Source organism: Gemmatimonadota bacterium (genome assembly GCA_026706345.1).
In the GTDB taxonomy this organism is placed as follows: domain Bacteria; phylum JAAXHH01; class JAAXHH01; order JAAXHH01; family JAAXHH01; genus JAAXHH01.
Genome location: JAPOYX010000037.1, coordinates 1 through 16,722, shown reverse-complemented (window position 1 = coordinate 16,722; position 16,722 = coordinate 1). Strand labels below are relative to the sequence as shown.

Sequence of the window (16,722 nt, the reverse complement as noted above, 5' to 3'; positions counted from 1 at the left end):
CCGTCGCGGAGTATTGCATGGGCAAGGTCATTTCGATCGCGAATCAGAAGGGCGGGGTCGGCAAGACGACGACGTCGGTGAACCTGTCCGCCTGCTTGGGCGTCGCGGAAAAGAAGACCCTTCTGGTCGATCTGGATCCGCAGTCGAATGCCACATCGGGACTCGGACTGCACGACCGGACGCTGGACGTGACGATTTACGAGGTCCTGTTGGACGAGCGCCCCATCGAGGAAGCCGTACAGCAGACCGAGATTCCTGCGCTCTGCGTCGTCCCGGCCCATCGCCGGCTGGTCGGCGCCGAAATCGAGCTCGTCTCGGCCATCGCCCGGGAGCGGAAGCTTGAAGACGCGATCAAGCCGATACGCGACGAATACGAGTACATCCTGATCGACTGCCCGCCCTCTCTGAGTCTCCTCACCCTGAACGCGCTGACGGCCGCCGATTCGGTGTTGATTCCCATACAGTGCGAGTACTACGCCCTCGAGGGACTCGGGCAGCTGCTCAATTCGATCCGCAAAATCCAGAAGCATCTGAACCGGAGCCTGAAGATAGAAGGCATCCTCCTGACGATGTACGACAAGCGGCTCAACCTCTCGAAACAGATCGAGGCGGAGGCCAAGCAGTACTTCGCAGACAAGGTTTACCAGACCACGATCCCGAGAAATGTCCGCTTGAGCGAAGCGCCGAGCTTCGGCAGTCCGATCATCCTCTATGATATTCTCTCGTCGGGAGCGGAAAGCTACATGAATCTAGCCAGAGAGGTGATGGCCAATGGCAGCCAGGAAAGCGTTGGGGCGGGGGCTGGAAGCGCTGATTCCTGATCTTCCGGACGACCAGGAAGGCAGGCAGAGCGTGCTCCAGGTGCCGATAGACCGGATTTCGGCCAATCCCTACCAGCCGCGTCAGTCGTTCGACCAGGCCAGGCTCGACGAACTGGCCCGGTCCATCCTCGAAAAGGGCGTAATCCAGCCGGTCACCGTCCGCCGGAAAAACGAGAAAGAGGAGTACGAACTGATCGCCGGGGAACGGAGGCTCCGGGCCGCCAGGCAGACGGGCTACCAGACCATACCGGCCATCGTCATGGCGGTTTCATCCCCCGAAGAGATGATGGAACTGTCGCTGATCGAAAACATCCAGCGCGACGACCTGAATCCGATCCACGAAGCCCGGGCCTACCTTCGGCTGCAGGAAGAATGTCACCTCACGCAGGAAGAAGTCGCCACCCGCGTGGGGAAGAACAGGACGACGGTGGCCAACACGCTCAGGCTGCTGAAGTTGCCGGCCGATGTCCAGAAGTGCCTCCTGGCCGACGAGATCTCGATGGGCCACGCGCGGGCGCTGCTGGGACTCGAAAACCGTAAGGAACAGGCCGAATTGTGTAAGCAGATCGTGAAAAAGGGCCTGTCCGTCCGCAAGGTGGAAGAGCTGGTCAAGAAACGTTACGAGGAGAAGCGGGAAAGCGCCCCGGCGCGCAAGCCGCACGACCTCGCGGCCGCCGAGTCCATCATGCAGCGCATACTCGGAACGAAGGTGAACATCAACCGCAGGCAGCACAAGGGGAAGATCGAAATCGAGTTCTATTCCGCGGATGATCTGAACCGCATCCTCGAACTGCTGAAAGTCCGACTGTGAGGCTCACCGAACCCCGGATACGCGCCACGTCTTTCCAGCCCGTTATTTTACCGATATCCTTTGACTTTTCAGGCCCGCGGCCTATATTTATCCTGTTGCGCCGGTTCCGTCACGAGGTGTGGCGGAACATGGACGGATACGCGTATGCCAGGCGGTATTGACCATGTTCAGAATGCACTGGATGTCGCTGGTTTTCGTCTCTGAGCGATCGGGTCGGACGCGCGAACTGCGCATGCCGAGGCCCCTGTTCGTCCTGCTCGTCTCGGTGGTCGTTCTCGGCTTGCTTGCGCCGGTGGTTGTTCTGGCCCTGCCGGCGGGTATAGTCGATGTTACTTTCGGCCACAGCTGGAAAGCGCAGATGAGGTCGTTAGAAGAAAAGTCCATGGAACTGACCCGGCAACTGGAGGAATTGAAGGAGACCGCCAGAAGCATACGAAGGCTGGCCGGCGTCGAGCGGTTCGATTCCGAATCTCCGATGCGGGTGGATGAAGACGGACTTCTGGCCGCCAGCCGGGACGGATTGCCCTTTCTGACGGATGGCGGCCTTCCGGCGGGGGTTGAGGCCGTTGCGGCCGGAGAACGCACTCCGCCGCTCCGGTACATGCCGTCCATATGGCCGGTCGCGGGCTGGGTGACGCGGGAGTTTCAACAGGGGGACGATTCGATCGTCGCGCCGCATTTCGGCCTGGACGTCGCCGCCCGTGAGAGCGCGCCTGTCCTGTCCACCGCCGACGGGATTGTGACGTTCGCGGACTGGGACCAGAACCTGGGCTGGCTGGTCGAAATCGATCACGGCTACGACCTGGCGACGCGATACGGCCACAACGCCAGGCTGCGGGTCGACCGCGGCCAACTGGTCCGCCGCGGGCAGATCATTGCCCTGGTCGGGAATACGGGCCGCAGTACGGCGCCGCATCTGCATTACGAGGTCTGGAAGGACAACGCCCCCGTCGATCCTCGCGGCTACCTGCCCGATGTCATCCAGTGGGACGATCTGCTGGTGAGCATGCGAACGCAACGCTGACATGTTCGGATCAGGCGGTCCATCCGGCGCAGTACAAGATCGGGAGCGCGGTATGACGATCATTGCCAAGGGCACTGAAGTGAACGGTTCGGTGGACGTGGAAGGCAATATCCGGATAGACGGCACCGTAAACGGCGATGTGAAGGCCACCGACGGGGTCGAGGTCGGAAAGTCCGGCCGGATCGTAGGATCGTCCATAGAGTCGAAGACCGCGATTATCAATGGCTACGTGGAGAGTCAACTTACCGTTTCCCAACACGTGCTGCTGGGCAGCAAATCCACCTTCGTCGGTGACCTGAAAACCAAGTCCCTCGTCATCGAGGAAGGAGCGGTCTTCCACGGAAACTCGGCCATGTCGGACGAACCCGCCGGATCGGACCAGGCGAACCGAGCGGACCAGGCGGACCGCGTGGACGGCGGAGACGCCGCCGCATCCGGTACGTCCGGTACAGGCGGATCACAATATCCCTACGGGCGTTGACTGATGGTCTATGGCACGGGACACGCAGAGCAAATGGCAGTACATGAGAGAAGCCGGGGAGCTTGCCGTAATCGGCCTGACCCTGGTATTCGCCACCGCGATCGGGTACTTCCTGGGTCACCAGGTCGAACTGGCCTGGCCTGAGTGGAAACCCTGGGGCGGCGTTGTCGGCGCCATGCTCGGGGTCGTGGCCGGGTTCTTGGAGATGGCGAGGACGCTGAAACGGCTGAACCGAAAGATCGAAGCGGCGGAGCGGGAGAGAGATGGTGGGAAGCACTGAGCATGACGGCGGAGCATCGACCGGTAGTGTAACGGGCACTGAAACCGGACCCGGCACCGGTGCGCCGTCCGGAAGCGTCGGCGAACCGCTGAGGCGGTTCCTGCCTCGCGTCTACCGGATCAGCGCCGTGCTGACCATCGTCGGCACCATCGTGGCGCGCGTGGCGGGCGCGGATCTGCTTGCCGTCAATTTCTTCGTCGGGTCGATAATCGGGCTGATGATGCTCTACGTCACGGCCTGGCTGGTCCGCCGTTTCGTGACGCCCGGTGAGCAAATCAAGCGGAACCGCAACAAGCTGTTCCTGTTGCTGATGGCCAAGCTGCCGCTGCTGGGGATCGTGCTTTATTTCGTGACGTCGGGGAGCTGGTTCCACCCCATCGGGTTGCTGACGGGCGTGTCCCTGACGCCCTTCACGCTGACCCTGTGCGGCCTCGTCCTGGTCATGAGACAGGGCTCATCGGATGATCGGGCAGAACGGACCGCTGCGTTGAACAAGCCGAATCGGTCGTACCGGTAAGGAGGTTGTCCTTTGACTGGTCCGTGGTCGAGTGTCCTCTCTCTGGAGATGGCGTCCGAGGGAGGAAGCGGTGAAGCGCACTACTCGATTCTACATGGGATATTTTACCTGCTGGGCCCACTGGCCGATTGGATCCCCCAACCCGTCAGACAGCCGGATCTCCTGCTGAACACCCTGCTCGTCTTCGTCATTGTTCTCGTTCTCGTAACCATCGCGGTAAGATCGTTCAAGCGCATACCCGAAGGCTCGGTCCAGACGCTATTCGAGATGGCCGTCGAGGGACTGACCGGGTTCTTCCTCAACATCGTCGGGGAGCGCGGCCGGAAGTACATACCCTTTTTCGCCTCCTTCTTCATCTACATCTGGTTCATGAACATGCTGGGCGTCATACCCGGCATGCAGTCGCCCACCGCCGATCTGAACACCACCCTCGGATTCGCCCTGATCTCCATCGTCTCGGCCCATCTCATCGGCCTGCGCGAGATCGGACTCAAAGCCTATCTCTGGCATTTCTGGGGCGAGCCCAAGTGGATGGGCGTACTCATGTGCCCGCTTCATATCGTCGGCGAGTTCGCCAAGGTCATCTCCCTGTCGATCCGCCTCTTCGGAAACGTGTTCGGAGAAGAGATGATCGTACTGGTGCTGCTGGGCCTGTCCCCGGTGTTTCTTATTGGCGCCCTCGAGGTGCCCTTCGTGCCGATGCAGGTTCCGATGCTGATGTTCGGCGTGTTTTCAGGGACGGTCCAGGCGATGATCTTCTCGGTGCTGAGCGCCGTTTACGTGGCCCAGTTCCTGGATCACGACCACGGGGAGGAAGACCACTGATTGCGATATAACCGAATGCGATATAACCGGTTTTGATAGAGATGTTTGATTTGTCGTAGTTCATTCTCCATTCCGAAAGGAGCTCGCTTCATGCTGTACTACATGGGTTTAGGACTTGGCGTGGCGCTGGCCGTTTCCGTTGCGGCCATCGGCTCGGGTGTCGGTCAGGGGATCGCAACCGGTCTGGCCTGTCAGGGCATTTCCCGTCAACCCGAATCCGCCGGCCGCATTCAGCTGGTGTTGATCATCGGCCTGGCGTTCATGGAATCGCTGGCGATCTACGGCCTGCTGGTGTTCTTCATGCTCCAGGGCCAGTTGCCGTCCTTCGAACAGGTCATGGAACTGAGCCGCCTCGCCCAGTAGAAGACAAGCGGCTTGCGGCGCGCGCCTGTTACTGAGCGTGCCGCCGGCGTTCGAAGGAGCATAGCGCGTGTTAGATATCTTGCACGATCTTGGTATTGACCTGAGCACCCTGATCATCCAGATGATCGGGTTCGCCGTCCTGTTTTTCATCCTGAGGAAGTATGTCTTCGGCATCATCGCCCAGGCCATCGAAGACAGGAAACGGGATATCCGCGACCGCATGGAGGGACTGGACGCGGACCGGGCGGAACTGGACCGCCTGCACGAAGAAGCCAGGCGGCGGCTTGAGGAAATCGAGACCGAGGCCCGCGAGAAGATGCAGGCCGCGGTCGACCAGGCCAACGCGGAACGCGACCGGATCCTCGAGCAGACCCAGCAGGACGCGGAGCGCGAGCTCGAGAAGGCGCGCAACACGATCCGGCGCGAGAAGGAACACGCCGTGGCCGAACTGCGCGCACAGGTGGGCGACCTGGCGGTGGAAATCGCGGGCAGGATCCTGAACAGCACCCTGGACGCGGCCGAACACCGGAAGGTCGTGGACGAGTTCATCGCGCAGATGCCTTCAAAGGAATAAGTGACCGATGGCCAGTAAGACAGACATCGCATACCGCTATGCCGGGGCGTGGCTGGAGGCCGCGGCGGAAACAGACTCCCTGGACGCGGTGCGCGGGGAAATCACGGCTTTCGAGCAGTTGTGCCGGGACTCGCAACCCTTCGTGGATTTCATCACGGACAAGGTCATACCCGCTGACGTGAAGCAACGCATGCTGGGTGAGATATTCGAAGGCAAGGTCCAGGACATCACCCTCAATTTCCTCTATCTGCTGGCTTCCAGGCGGCGGGCGCGCAACCTGCCGGAGATCCTGGACGCCTGCCGCACCATCCTGGACGAATGGGACGGCATCGTAAACGCGGACGTCGCGAGCGCGGTCGCGCTGACCGACGGGCAGGAAGACGACTTGAAAAACAGGCTGGAAGCACAGACCGGGCAGCGCGTTCGTATGCGGACCACGGTAAACCGGGACTTAATCGGAGGATTCGTGGTACGCGTGGGCGACCAGGTGTTCGACAGCAGCCTGGCGACCCAGCTCCAGCGGGTCCGGCAGGCGCTCGTTCGAAAATGACCTTCGATGGAGAAGACAATGGCATTTGATGAAATAGCAATTCGTGCGGACGAGGTCTCCGAACTTCTCAAGCAGCAGGTGCTCGACTTCAAGCGAGAGGTCGACATCTACGAAACGGGTACCGCGCTCCAGGTGGGCGATGGTATCGCCCGTGTACAGGGCCTCTCCAACGTGATGGCGAACGAACTCGTCGAATTCCCCAATGACGTGGTGGGCATGGTGCTCAACCTGGAAGAGGACAACGTCGGGTGCATTCTCTTCGGGGACGATCAGTTGATCAAGGAAGGCGATCCCGTCAAGCGGACGGGACGCATCGCCGAATGCGCCGTGGGCGACGGCATGCTGGGCCGTGTGGTGGATTCCCTGGGACGGCCGATCGACGGCAAGGGGCCCATTGTCGGAGCGGAAGCGCGTTCGATAGAGGCGAAGGCCCCTGGCGTGGTGCAACGTCAGCCCGTAAACGAGCCCATGTATACCGGTCTCAAGGTGATCGACAGCATGTTCCCCATCGGAAGGGGCCAGCGCGAGCTGATCATTGGCGACCGGCAGACGGGCAAGACAGCCGTGGCTATTGACGCGATCCTCAACCAGAAAGGCGAGGACGTGGCCTGTATTTATGTCGCCATCGGCCAGAAGGGCTCCACGATCGCCAAGACCGTCGCCACCCTGGAGGAACACGGGGCCATGGAATACACCACCGTGGTCGCGGCCGCGGCCAGCGCCCCGGCGCCTATGCAGTTCCTGGCGCCCTACGGCGGAGCGACCATGGGCGAATACTATCGTGACAGCGGTAAGCACGCCCTGGTGGTATACGACGATCTTACCAAGCACGCGGTCGCGTACCGGCAGTTGTCGTTGAACCTCCGTCGTCCACCGGGACGCGAGGCCTATCCGGGCGACGTGTTCTATCTTCATTCCCGGCTCTTGGAGCGGGCGGCCAAGATGAGCGACGAGTACGGCGGCGGTTCTCTTACCGCGCTGCCAGTAATCGAGACGCAGTTCGGTGACGTGTCGACCTACATTCCGACCAACGTGATCTCCATCACCGACGGCCAGATCTACCTGGAGTCCAATCTGTTCTTCGCTGGCCAGCGGCCGGCGGTCAACGTGGGTCTGTCGGTTTCCCGCGTGGGTGGCGCCGCGCAGATCAAGGCCATGAAATCGCGCCAGGTCGCCGGGCTTTTGAGAACGTCCCTGGCCCGATACCGCGAGCTGGAAGCCTTCGCCCGGTTCGGCACGTCGGGACTGGACCAGACCACGCAACGTGAACTGCATCTGGGCGAACGGCTGGTAGAACTGCTCAAGCAGCCCCAGTACCGGCCCATGGCGGTCGAGGAACAGATCATTTCGCTCTACGTGGGCGTCAACGGGATGTTGAACGACCTGGCCGTGGACGAGGTGCAACCCTTCGTCGGGGGCCTGCTCCAGCACATGGCAACGCATCATTCCGACGTGGGCCGCGAGATACGGGAAACGAAGGAATTGAGTGAAGATCTGGAGCAGCGCATCCGGTCCGCCGTAGAAGCATTCAGCAAGACGTTTATGTCGTAGAAAGGGTACCATGCCGTCACTTCGTGAGATCCGGCGACGGATCGCGAGTACGAAGGATATTCAGAAGATCACCAAGGCCATGCAGACCGTGGCCGGCGTCCGTCTGCGCCGGGCGCAGAACCGGCTGTTCGCCGCCCGTCCCTACGCCCGGAAGCTGGACGAGATGATGAAGCATCTGGCGGCGCAGACGGCCGACGAACGCCATCCGCTCATGACTCCCCGCGAGGTGAAGGCCTCCGCGCTGATCGTCGTTACGGCCGATCGCGGATTCTGCGGTGGGTTCAACTCCAACGTCGTGCGCAGCGCCATGGAACGCGTTCGGGAAGGCTCGCCGGAACCCGGACTGGTCTGCGTCGGGCGCAAGGGTTCGGATACGCTCTCCCGTCAGCGGGTGGAGGTTCTTACCAGCCATACTAACGTGTACCAGGTCCTGGAATACGCCCAGGCGCGCGATATTGCGGACGAGGTGACCGGGCTGTTCACAAGCGGCAGGATCGACCAGGTGGATATGCTTTACAACGAGTTCAAGTCCGCCGGACAGCAGAGTCTCGTGACCGAACAACTGCTTCCCGTGCCGCCCATGGCAGTGGAGGACGATCCGGGGTTTACCGGTTACGTGTACGAGCCGTCGCAACCCCTTCTTCTGAACGACCTGGTGCCGCAGCATATCCGTTTCCAGCTGTGGCGTGTGTTACTCGAATCCAACACGGCGGAAGAAGCAGCCCGCATGATGGCCATGGACAACGCAACACGGAACGCGAACGATCTGATCGACGAATTGACCCTGACGGCCAACAAGATCCGCCAGGAAACCATTACATCCGAGCTGATGGACATCGTAGGCGGAGCCGAAGCATTGAAGTAATGCCGGACGGCCGCCCAATGACCGGGGAAGGATAACCATGGAAGGAACGAACACAGGTACCGTGGCGCAGATCATCGGCGCCGTCGTTGACGTCGAATTCGGTTCAGGCACGTTGCCGAAGATCTACAACGCCCTCGAGGTATCCGTAGAGGGCAGCGACGCGTTGATCCTCGAAGTCCAGCAGCACCTGGGCGACAACAAGGTGCGTTGCGTGGCCATGGACGCCACGGACGGACTGGTTCGGGGTGTGACGGCCATCGATACCGGTGGTCCGATCAACGTGCCCGTGGGTCCTAATGTCCTGGGCCGCATGATGAATGTCCTCGGCCGTCCCATCGACGAACGGGGTACGGTGGACTCGGATCACCACTACCCGATACATCGCAGCGCGCCGGAACAGGAAGATCTGACGACCTCGGCGGAGATGTTCGAGACGGGGATCAAGGTCATGGACCTCATGGAACCCTATACCCGCGGTGGAAAGACGGGGCTGCTCGGAGGCGCCGGCACGGGCAAGACCGTGTTGATCAAGGAACTGATCAACAACATTGCCCGGGAGCACGGCGGATATTCCGTTTTCGCGGGGGTGGGCGAACGGTCTCGTGAGGGCAACGACCTCTGGCTGGAGATGGAGGAGGCCAAGGTGCTCGACAAGACCGCCCTGGTGTTCGGCCAGATGAACGAGCCGCCGGGCGTGCGCCTGCGCGTCGGCCTGTCCGGCGTTGCCATCGCCGAGTATTTTCGCGACGAGGAAGGCCGGGATGTACTGCTTTTCATCGATAACATCTTCCGCTTCGTCCAGGCGGGATCGGAAGTGTCGGCCCTGCTCGGACGCATGCCCTCAGCCGTGGGATATCAGCCGACGCTGAGCACGGAAATGGGCGATCTGCAGGAACGCATCACGTCCACGAAACAAGGTGCCATTACTTCGATACAGGCCATTTACGTGCCTGCCGACGATTACACGGACCCGGCCATCGTTACCGCCTTCCCCCATCTCGACGCCATAACCGCGCTCTCTCGCGATCTCTTCGCCCGGGCCATCTTCCCTGCCGTGGACCCCCTCGAGTCCACCTCCCGGATTCTGGATCCCGCGGTCGTAGGAGAGAAACACTACAGCGTGGTCCAGGACGTTCAGCAGATACTCCAGCGGTACAAGGACCTCCAGGACATCATCGCCATCCTGGGCATCGACGAACTGTCGGACGACGACAAGCTGGTCGTCTCCCGCGCGCGGAAGGTCGAGCTTTTCATGACCCAGCCCATGTTCGTCGCGGAGATCTTCACCGGCCTGGAGGGGCGTTACGTCAAGGTCGAGGATACGGTCGAGGGATTCGAGAAGCTGGTCGGTGGCGAATGCGACGAGCTGCCCGAACAGGCCTTCTACATGGTCGGGACGATCGACGAAGCCTTCGACAAAGCCAAGGAGCTACAGTAGAACATGGCAGACGGATACCCCCTGGTCATCGTAACGCCTTCGAGCATGGCCTTCGAAGGCGAGGCGCGTAGTGTGCTGGCGCCGGGCACCGACGGATACTTCGAAGTGCTGATTGGCCATGTGCCCATGCTCACCTCGCTGCGGCCGGGTCTCCTGACCATCCGGAACGACGAGGGCCGTACGGAGTATACCGTGTCCGGCGGATTCGTCGAAGTGCTTCGGGCCCAGGTGACGGTCCTGGCCGAGACCATCGAAGAGGTCGGCACCATCGACGTCGAAAGGGCGAAGCAGGCCGAGGAACGGGCGCGCCAGCGCCTGGGATCGGGCGAATCAGACGTCGACGTCGAAAGGGCGAGGGCTTCGCTGGACCGGGCGCTCAACCGAATCAAGGAGACCCGGCAGTAGTCCTCCCGCTGCGTGGCCTTATAATCCCATGAACCCTATAGCCAGTGGTGTCGAACTGGACCTCGTCCCGGTCGCGTGCGCGATGTGCGGAAGTTCGGACACAGAACCGCGTCCGGTATTCGAGGGCTTCGACTACGAGTACCGTACCTGCGACAATATGTTCCGGTTCGTCGCGTGCTCGGATTGCGGGCACGTGTATCTGTCGCCGAGGGTCCGGATGGAGGACATAGACCGCATCTATCCGAGGAACTACACGGCCCGCGTAACGGAAACACAGTATCCCGCGTTTGCCCCGTTCAGGTGGCTGAAGCTCAACGTGCTCGACCGGGGATGGAACCAAAAAGTTATCACGAATCTTCGAGCCGGTTCGCGGGTGCTGGACATCGGCGCGGGATTCGGCGGGAACCTGACCTACCTGGCTGAAATCGCGCCTTTTCCGCTCAAACTCTTTGCCAATGACCTCAAGTTCGAACCTGAAGCCCGGTCATACCTATCCGATCGCGGCGTAACGCTTATCGAAGGACCTATCGAGGAGGTACCGTGCGAGGAGCGGTTCGATGCCATCATCTGCCAACATGCCATCGAACACGTGACCGATCCCGGACGGCTGGTCCGATGGATTTCGGATCATCTCGAGCCGGGAGGCGTCGTTTATCTTGAAACGCCCGATCTGAACGCGCTGTCACGTTACGTCTTCAAGAACCACTGGCAGGCCCTGAGTACCCCTCGACACTTCCACTTGTTTTCTCGAAAGGCCCTCGCTGCCTGTATCAGTGGAGGCGATCTGGAGATCGAGTTCCACGGCGCCATCGTCGAAGCGAGCCATTGGCCCGGAAGCCTCCGCATCAAGCTGGGCATGGAACCCCACGCACCCCGCTCGACCGGCTTGATGTACAGCATCATCAGCTACGATAACTTCCTTGCCAAGTCGGTCAGTTGCATGATCGATTTGATGGCCATAATGTTGGGTCTGTCAACGGTGACCCAGGCGCTGATCGCCCGGAAATCGGCGGCAACGGTATGACGGACGCGAAGCCGCGGTTTCGTGGAACCGCCGCGCCGCCGCATTGTCGTGAGACCGGCGCAACGCCTGGCGCCTAGCTCCTTAGAAACGCCAGCCCTTCGACCGCCCGCCGAAAGCCTTCCCTCAACACCGGCTCGTCGCCTCCGACGAGAAGCAGGCGCACGCCTTCTTCTACCTGTCTACGGACGTTCTCCTCGTCCTCCATGGAACCGAGCAGGGGATGGCCCACGGGTTTGCCCGTTCGCTGTCCGGCTTCCCGCACACAGCGGAGTGCGTCGAGGTATTTAGGATGGTCGAACCGGAAGGGGATGCCGAGGGATATGCACAGGTCCACCGGACCCACGATACAGCCGTCCACCCCTTCCACATCCATGATGTCGTCGATGTGCCCGACCGCTTCGGTCGATTCGATGATCGGCAGATAAACTACGGCGTCATCAATCTCAGCGGTGTATTCCTTCTCGAACAGCCCGTAGCCCGCGGCACGGTGAGGTCCCCATCCCCGGGTGCCGCGCGGGGGATAGCGGCAGGCTTCGGCCCCCCGCTTCGCCTCCTCCGGGGTGTTCACGAAGGGGACGACGATCCCCAGGGCGCCCATGTCGAGGTACAGCTTGATCAGGTCCGGGTCGGTGCGGGTGATCCGGACGATCGGCGTGGCCGGCGTGCAGCACGCCGCCTGAATCTGGGCCTGGACGGTCACGGGCGTTTGCGGCGCATGCTCCGTGTCGATCAGAATCCAGTCGAACCCGGCCAGTCCGGCCAGTTCCGCGATGGCGGGCGATCCGAACCGGAGTTGTATGCCGAAGGCGGGATTCCTGGCGTCCAGCAGGTTCTTGAGGCGGCTGTTCATCATGAATCGTCGGTGCCAATGTCCTGATAAAAACCCAGCTCGAGAAGGCGGTCCAGCCATCGTCGCCGCTTCGGACTGAGATCTGGATTCGTGAGCCAGTACGGGTCGACCGGGGGGTCATTCGGACGGTTATACTTGGCGGTGGCCTTGCCGTTGTTCGCCCCCTGACTCCTGGTGGTTTCGATTTCCTCAGGCGTCCTCGGATTGTTGTAGTATACGCAGGTGCACATGCGCCGGTCACTGGCGCCCCCGTAGCTGGCGTGCCATAACCGGAGGTCGAAGCCCACTACGTCGCCCGGTTCGGAGTCGCAGACGTAACAGGGCACATCCTTGTGTCGCTCGAATTCGGATATGAACCGTCTCAGCTCGCCGTGGAAGGGGTTGCGGTGCGACCCCGGTATGACGCGCAACGCTCCGGTTTCCGGCCCTACGGGTTGCAGGTAGAAGGCGAACTTGATGCCGTACTGGTGTATGCTGTGGGTGTCCGGATGCCAGCCCGTGTTGCCCACGTACCGGTTAGCGTCGGTGGCGATGCCCAGCGCATCTTCACCGTAGAGTTGTTCGGCGACGCCACAGAGCCGGGGATCCTCGAGGAGACTTCCGAAAAAAGGCGTGGATCGACCCATCATCGTGACCCAGTGACGGACCGTGCCGTCGAAGGGCAGGTGGCGATAGGCGGCTTCCAGACCGTGGTCAAATTCCTTGTTGATGATGTCCAGCTCATCCGGGGTGAAGACCTGCCGCAGGACGACAAACCCGAAAGTCTTGAAGTGCAGGTGCTGCTGTTCGGTCAGCATAGGACTTCCTCCATCATCGGCAAGCGAGACGTCTAGATCCGGCGCAGCAGGCGCAGCAGGCGCAGCCACCAGACGATCCAGACCGCCTCGTTGATCACGCCCCGGGAGAGTTTCGACGTACCCGAACGCCGGTCTACGAAGATAATGGGGATTTCACACATCCGATATCCCTTTCGCCAGCACCGGTAATTCATCTCGATCTGGAAGGCGTACCCGTCGGACCGGACTTCATCCAGCTCGATGTGCTCCAGCACCTCGCGCCGGAAACACTTGTATCCCGAGGTGGTGTCCCGGATCGTCATGCCCGTGACCACGCGGGTATAGATGTTGGCAAAATAGCTGAGCAGCAAGCGGGACATGGGCCAGTTGACCACGTTGATGCCGCTGATGTACCGGGATCCGATCACCACGTCGCAGAATTCGATCTGCTCGATGAACCTGGGAATCATGGCGGGATCGTGGGAAAAGTCCGCGTCCATCTCGAAAACGCAGTCCACGTCCTGCTGGACGGCGTGCTTGAAACCCGCCACGTACGCCGAGCCCAACCCCAGCTTTTCGGGTCGATGCAGCACGCTGATCCGTTCGTTCTCCGCGGCCATTTCATCGACCAGCTTTCCTGTCCCGTCCGGCGAGTTGTCATCCACCACAAGCACCCGGATATCCTGTCCCAACGCCGTTAATTCCGGCAGTAGCCGCCGGATGTTCTCGAGTTCGTTGTAGGTGGGGACGATGATCAGAGATTTCATGGTTTGCGGCATTCGGTGTCAGGCTCCGGCCTTCAGGCGTTTTCTTATGTGCATTGCGCCCGCTACGATCAACCCGGCGAGGACCAGCGTACTGGCGGTCCGGCTGACGAGAAGACCCGTGGTAAAGCTCGGCGGATTGAAAGTCATCACCACTTCGTGGCGGCCTTCCGGGACGACCACGGAGCGAAGCACGTAGTTGGTCTTGTGAATCTCCGTGGGCGAGCCGTCGATCTCGACGCGCCACCCTGGAGGATAGTAGATCTCGCTCAGCACCAGCAGGCAGGGCGCGGCCGCATCCACTGCCATCTCGATCCGGTGCGGCGTGTAAAGCGTGATCTCCACGGAAGCGTCGCCCATCGGACCTAGCCGCTCCGCGACGGGTTCTTCCAGGATCGCGTATTCATCGGGGCTGAACCCGGGATCTCTCATGGTTTCGAAGATGGCGCTCCTGTCCGTGATGACTCGCACGCTGTCCACCAGGAAGGCCCTCGGAAGGGCGGTCTCGTTCCGATAGAGGTAGCCGGCGTCGGACTCGGCCACGGGGGTAAGTTCTTCAATCTGAAGAGGTTGTCCGGTTACCAGGTACCGGGTGTTCAGCATGTTCAGCACCGGGAAGGAGTTGAACCCGACCTGGTCCATGAGCTCCTGGTAGACTCCCAGTTTCGCCGCGTGGTAGCCGCCGATGCTGGAAATGCCGAAGTAGCCGTACTCATTCGACGAGAACTCGGAGAGCGGCAGGATGCGATAGGGGCTGGCATCGGCTTTCAGCGCCTGCACGATCTCGGTTTCTCGCACGGCATAGTAGGCTTCGACCTGCGCGGGATCATCTTCCGGGTTCACGACCCGAGACGCCACGAGCAGCAGGTCGATGACGACCAGCGCGCTCACGCCGCCGGCGAACAGCGCGTGGCTACTCTTGCAGGTGGCAAAGAGCAGCGCAGATGCCGCACAGAGCAACAACACCATCGTCCACAGGTCACCCATGAGCAGATCGAAGCGCGTGGCATTGACCCGGGCATAGTAGTCCGCATTACTCGAGATGGCGCCGCGGGCTCCGTGTGACGCGTCAGACTGTACATAGATATCCGTCATATAGGACTGGAAGGAGGTTTCGAACACGGTCAGCGCCAGGACCAGCAGCAATACTCCGCCGGCAACGACGCACAGTCTTTTCGCAAACACACCCAGGCTGCTGTCCTTGCCCGCCCGTATGCGCCCGGCGAGGGCATGCACGCCGTACCCCGCGAGGAGTGCGACGGCGAACTGCGACAGCACCAGGATCATGACCGGCGCACGGAACTTTCCGAAGAAAGGGACGAAGTGGAGCATGACGTAGGATACCGGGGGCAGGTGCCGTCCGAAGGAGACCAGCAGGGCCAGGACCGCCGCGATGACCAGGAACAGGGTCATGCGCGATCTGTTCAGCACGAATCCCGCCACGGCCAGGACGACAACCACGATACCCAGGTAGTTCGGAAAATCGGTAAACGGCATGTCGCCCCAGTACAGGGGGCCGCCGAACCCCGCAAATGAAGGGATGATGAAGGTCAGAATTTCAGTCGGCGGGAACGACCAGCTCGTGGCGAACGGCACGTTCACGTCGCTGCCCCCAACGGACAGGCCGCGGGCGGAGTGCTCCGCGTATTCCTGCATGGGGAGTACAAGCACGGCCGCGACCGCGACGGCCAGGACGACGCCACCGGTAAACAGCGCAGACTTCCTGGCTATAATGCTTGCGGACGTTTTGTCGCGTATGTCGTTTACGACTGCGTACACGGCGTACAGGCCGATCAACATGGCCGTGTAGAAGGCGATCTGGGGATGAAAGGAACACAGCTGAGAGCCGAAGGCGCCGCCGAGCAACATACCGTCGAACACCCTGCCACGATCAAAGACTTGGTAGGCAGCCAGGAAGACGAGGGGAACGTGCATGAAGCAGATGAACCGGTTGGCATGTTCCGTCGCCATCATGTGGGTGGAAAACACGAAGGCCACCGCCGCGACGAAAGATGCGGGCCCGGAGAGGGACAGGACGCGTGCCAGGAAGAACATGGAAACCGCGCCGAGGAGCAGGTGGAAGAAGAAACGGCCATGCAGCGCGCTGATGAGCACGTCGGGCAGGACGGCGTTGACCAGGGCTTCGAAGCTGTACTGCAAGTGGTGATACGTGCCACTGGCCTGGAAAGGCATGCCGCCGAAGATGTGGGGGTACCAGAGGGGCGTTTCGCCAGACTGGCTTTTGAAGTCCTGCGCGAAACGATCAAAGGGAATGGCCTGGCCGATGAAATCGGGTCTTAGGTCTACCTTGCCCTCGATGATGTAGCCGCGGTACACGAAGACGGCAAGCACCGCGATGATCAGGCAGAACAGGAGATTCCCGAGATAAGGTTGGAGCTTTCGGGCCGTTGGGCTTCTTAGCCGACCGGTGGACAATCCCGTTTTATGCTGCTCTGACGTTGACGCAGTGGTTTTGCGTTTCGCCATCATGTTTCTCTATCGGAGGTATATGTGTTACGATTGGTTACGATTGGTTACGAAGGTAATGATACGGCACAGCAAAGTCTAATATGTGACTGCTTCTAATTCGCTTTAGCGGACGTTCGGAGTATGCGGTCGTGTCCTTTAGTATCACAAACATCATACTACTGTAGGACATAACTCTACTGACGAAGGCATCTAAGCAGATTAGAAACTCCATTGTACGTTTACTGAAAAGAACTCGTAAGAATGGCGATGAGCTGTTGTATAAATCCCACAAAGGCTTGAATCGATTATGGTTACGTGGCATTGCTTCCACGAG

At 60.8% G+C, this 16,722-nt stretch carries 19 protein-coding genes; 15 read left to right on the top strand and 4 right to left on the bottom strand.

Annotation, left to right across the window (positions count from 1 at the left end; all coding sequences use genetic code 11):
- Window positions 1-17: 17 nt before the first annotated feature.
- From OXG98_03910 to OXG98_03840, 15 genes are all read left to right on the top strand, one after another.
- Window positions 18-821 carry an AAA family ATPase gene (locus tag OXG98_03910; protein ID MCY3771151.1) on the top strand — a complete coding sequence of 268 codons (804 nt, stop codon included), beginning with the start codon at window positions 18-20 and terminating at the stop codon, window positions 819-821.
- A complete protein-coding gene (locus tag OXG98_03905; GenBank protein ID MCY3771150.1) occupies window positions 772-1,632 on the top strand; it encodes a ParB/RepB/Spo0J family partition protein in 861 nt (286 codons plus the stop codon). Before OXG98_03910 ends, OXG98_03905 begins: the two co-directional genes overlap by 50 nt.
- Before the next feature lie 601 nt (window positions 1,633-2,233).
- A complete protein-coding gene (locus OXG98_03900) occupies window positions 2,234-2,656 on the top strand; it encodes a M23 family metallopeptidase (protein MCY3771149.1) in 423 nt (140 codons plus the stop codon).
- Between the two features lie 52 nt (window positions 2,657-2,708).
- Window positions 2,709-3,137 carry a polymer-forming cytoskeletal protein gene (locus tag OXG98_03895; GenBank protein MCY3771148.1) on the top strand — a complete coding sequence of 143 codons (429 nt, stop codon included), beginning with the start codon at window positions 2,709-2,711 and terminating at the stop codon, window positions 3,135-3,137.
- Between the two features lie 10 nt (window positions 3,138-3,147).
- Window positions 3,148-3,417 carry an AtpZ/AtpI family protein gene (locus tag OXG98_03890; protein ID MCY3771147.1) on the top strand — a complete coding sequence of 90 codons (270 nt, stop codon included), beginning with the start codon at window positions 3,148-3,150 and terminating at the stop codon, window positions 3,415-3,417.
- Window positions 3,401-3,934 (top strand): hypothetical protein, encoded by a 534-nt coding sequence (locus OXG98_03885; GenBank protein MCY3771146.1) that lies wholly within the window; start codon window positions 3,401-3,403, stop codon window positions 3,932-3,934. The genes OXG98_03890 and OXG98_03885 overlap by 17 nt, the downstream gene beginning before the upstream one ends.
- A gap of 12 nt (window positions 3,935-3,946) precedes the next feature.
- On the top strand, window positions 3,947-4,759 hold the full coding sequence (gene atpB, locus OXG98_03880) for a F0F1 ATP synthase subunit A (GenBank protein MCY3771145.1): 813 nt from the start codon (window positions 3,947-3,949) through the stop codon (window positions 4,757-4,759).
- Between the two features lie 90 nt (window positions 4,760-4,849).
- A complete protein-coding gene (locus tag OXG98_03875; protein ID MCY3771144.1) occupies window positions 4,850-5,122 on the top strand; it encodes an ATP synthase F0 subunit C in 273 nt (90 codons plus the stop codon).
- 67 nt (window positions 5,123-5,189) lie between these two features.
- On the top strand, window positions 5,190-5,696 hold the full coding sequence (gene atpF / locus OXG98_03870) for a F0F1 ATP synthase subunit B (GenBank protein MCY3771143.1): 507 nt from the start codon (window positions 5,190-5,192) through the stop codon (window positions 5,694-5,696).
- Window positions 5,697-5,703: 7 nt separating this feature from the next.
- Window positions 5,704-6,246, top strand: coding sequence for an ATP synthase F1 subunit delta (gene atpH / locus OXG98_03865; GenBank protein MCY3771142.1), 543 nt, complete (start codon window positions 5,704-5,706; stop codon window positions 6,244-6,246).
- Between the two features lie 18 nt (window positions 6,247-6,264).
- The gene (gene atpA, locus OXG98_03860) at window positions 6,265-7,797 is read left to right on the top strand and encodes a F0F1 ATP synthase subunit alpha (protein ID MCY3771141.1); all 1,533 of its coding nucleotides are present in this window, start codon (window positions 6,265-6,267) and stop codon (window positions 7,795-7,797) included.
- A 10-nt stretch (window positions 7,798-7,807) separates the two neighbouring features.
- Window positions 7,808-8,662: an ATP synthase F1 subunit gamma gene (gene atpG / locus OXG98_03855; protein MCY3771140.1), complete on the top strand. Its 855-nt coding sequence runs from the start codon at window positions 7,808-7,810 to the stop codon at window positions 8,660-8,662.
- 37 nt (window positions 8,663-8,699) lie between these two features.
- Window positions 8,700-10,100 (top strand): F0F1 ATP synthase subunit beta, encoded by a 1,401-nt coding sequence (gene atpD / locus OXG98_03850; protein ID MCY3771139.1) that lies wholly within the window; start codon window positions 8,700-8,702, stop codon window positions 10,098-10,100.
- Window positions 10,101-10,103: 3 nt separating this feature from the next.
- Window positions 10,104-10,505, top strand: coding sequence for an ATP synthase F1 subunit epsilon (gene atpC / locus OXG98_03845; GenBank protein MCY3771138.1), 402 nt, complete (start codon window positions 10,104-10,106; stop codon window positions 10,503-10,505).
- A 28-nt stretch (window positions 10,506-10,533) separates the two neighbouring features.
- Window positions 10,534-11,529, top strand: coding sequence for a methyltransferase domain-containing protein (locus tag OXG98_03840; GenBank protein MCY3771137.1), 996 nt, complete (start codon window positions 10,534-10,536; stop codon window positions 11,527-11,529).
- A 73-nt stretch (window positions 11,530-11,602) separates the two neighbouring features.
- On the opposite strand, the gene OXG98_03835 is transcribed toward OXG98_03840, so the two are convergent.
- The 4 genes from OXG98_03835 to OXG98_03820 are packed head-to-tail and all read right to left on the bottom strand — an operon-like array spanning window position 11,603 to window position 16,355.
- Window positions 11,603-12,382, bottom strand: a complete 780-nt coding sequence (locus tag OXG98_03835) for an aldolase/citrate lyase family protein (protein ID MCY3771136.1) — start codon at window positions 12,380-12,382, stop codon at window positions 11,603-11,605.
- Window positions 12,379-13,176 carry a phytanoyl-CoA dioxygenase family protein gene (locus OXG98_03830; GenBank protein ID MCY3771135.1) on the bottom strand — a complete coding sequence of 266 codons (798 nt, stop codon included), beginning with the start codon at window positions 13,174-13,176 and terminating at the stop codon, window positions 12,379-12,381. The genes OXG98_03835 and OXG98_03830 overlap by 4 nt, the downstream gene beginning before the upstream one ends.
- A 32-nt stretch (window positions 13,177-13,208) precedes the next feature.
- Window positions 13,209-13,922 (bottom strand): polyprenol monophosphomannose synthase, encoded by a 714-nt coding sequence (locus OXG98_03825; protein MCY3771134.1) that lies wholly within the window; start codon window positions 13,920-13,922, stop codon window positions 13,209-13,211.
- A gap of 18 nt (window positions 13,923-13,940) precedes the next feature.
- Window positions 13,941-16,355, bottom strand: coding sequence for a YfhO family protein (locus OXG98_03820; GenBank protein MCY3771133.1), 2,415 nt, complete (start codon window positions 16,353-16,355; stop codon window positions 13,941-13,943).
- Between the last annotated feature and the right edge of the window lie 367 nt (window positions 16,356-16,722).

Excerpts from the sequence above, each read along its gene's own strand:
- OXG98_03840 (MCY3771137.1), top strand. The coding sequence starts at position 10,534 with ATGAACCCTATAGCCAGTGGTGTCGAACTGGACCTCGTCCCGGTCGCG.
- OXG98_03830 (MCY3771135.1), bottom strand. The coding sequence starts at position 13,176 with ATGCTGACCGAACAGCAGCACCTGCACTTCAAGACTTTCGGGTTTGTC.
- OXG98_03910 (MCY3771151.1), top strand. The coding sequence starts at position 18 with ATGGGCAAGGTCATTTCGATCGCGAATCAGAAGGGCGGGGTCGGCAAG.
- OXG98_03825 (MCY3771134.1), bottom strand. The coding sequence starts at position 13,922 with ATGAAATCTCTGATCATCGTCCCCACCTACAACGAACTCGAGAACATC.
- OXG98_03905 (MCY3771150.1), top strand. The coding sequence starts at position 772 with ATGGCAGCCAGGAAAGCGTTGGGGCGGGGGCTGGAAGCGCTGATTCCT.
- atpG (MCY3771140.1), top strand. The coding sequence starts at position 7,808 with ATGCCGTCACTTCGTGAGATCCGGCGACGGATCGCGAGTACGAAGGAT.
- atpD (MCY3771139.1), top strand. The coding sequence starts at position 8,700 with ATGGAAGGAACGAACACAGGTACCGTGGCGCAGATCATCGGCGCCGTC.
- OXG98_03885 (MCY3771146.1), top strand. The coding sequence starts at position 3,401 with ATGGTGGGAAGCACTGAGCATGACGGCGGAGCATCGACCGGTAGTGTA.
- OXG98_03835 (MCY3771136.1), bottom strand. The coding sequence starts at position 12,382 with ATGATGAACAGCCGCCTCAAGAACCTGCTGGACGCCAGGAATCCCGCC.
- OXG98_03900 (MCY3771149.1), top strand. The coding sequence starts at position 2,234 with ATGCCGTCCATATGGCCGGTCGCGGGCTGGGTGACGCGGGAGTTTCAA.
- OXG98_03875 (MCY3771144.1), top strand. The coding sequence starts at position 4,850 with ATGCTGTACTACATGGGTTTAGGACTTGGCGTGGCGCTGGCCGTTTCC.
- atpC (MCY3771138.1), top strand. The coding sequence starts at position 10,104 with ATGGCAGACGGATACCCCCTGGTCATCGTAACGCCTTCGAGCATGGCC.
- atpH (MCY3771142.1), top strand. The coding sequence starts at position 5,704 with ATGGCCAGTAAGACAGACATCGCATACCGCTATGCCGGGGCGTGGCTG.
- atpA (MCY3771141.1), top strand. The coding sequence starts at position 6,265 with ATGGCATTTGATGAAATAGCAATTCGTGCGGACGAGGTCTCCGAACTT.
- OXG98_03895 (MCY3771148.1), top strand. The coding sequence starts at position 2,709 with ATGACGATCATTGCCAAGGGCACTGAAGTGAACGGTTCGGTGGACGTG.
- OXG98_03890 (MCY3771147.1), top strand. The coding sequence starts at position 3,148 with ATGGCACGGGACACGCAGAGCAAATGGCAGTACATGAGAGAAGCCGGG.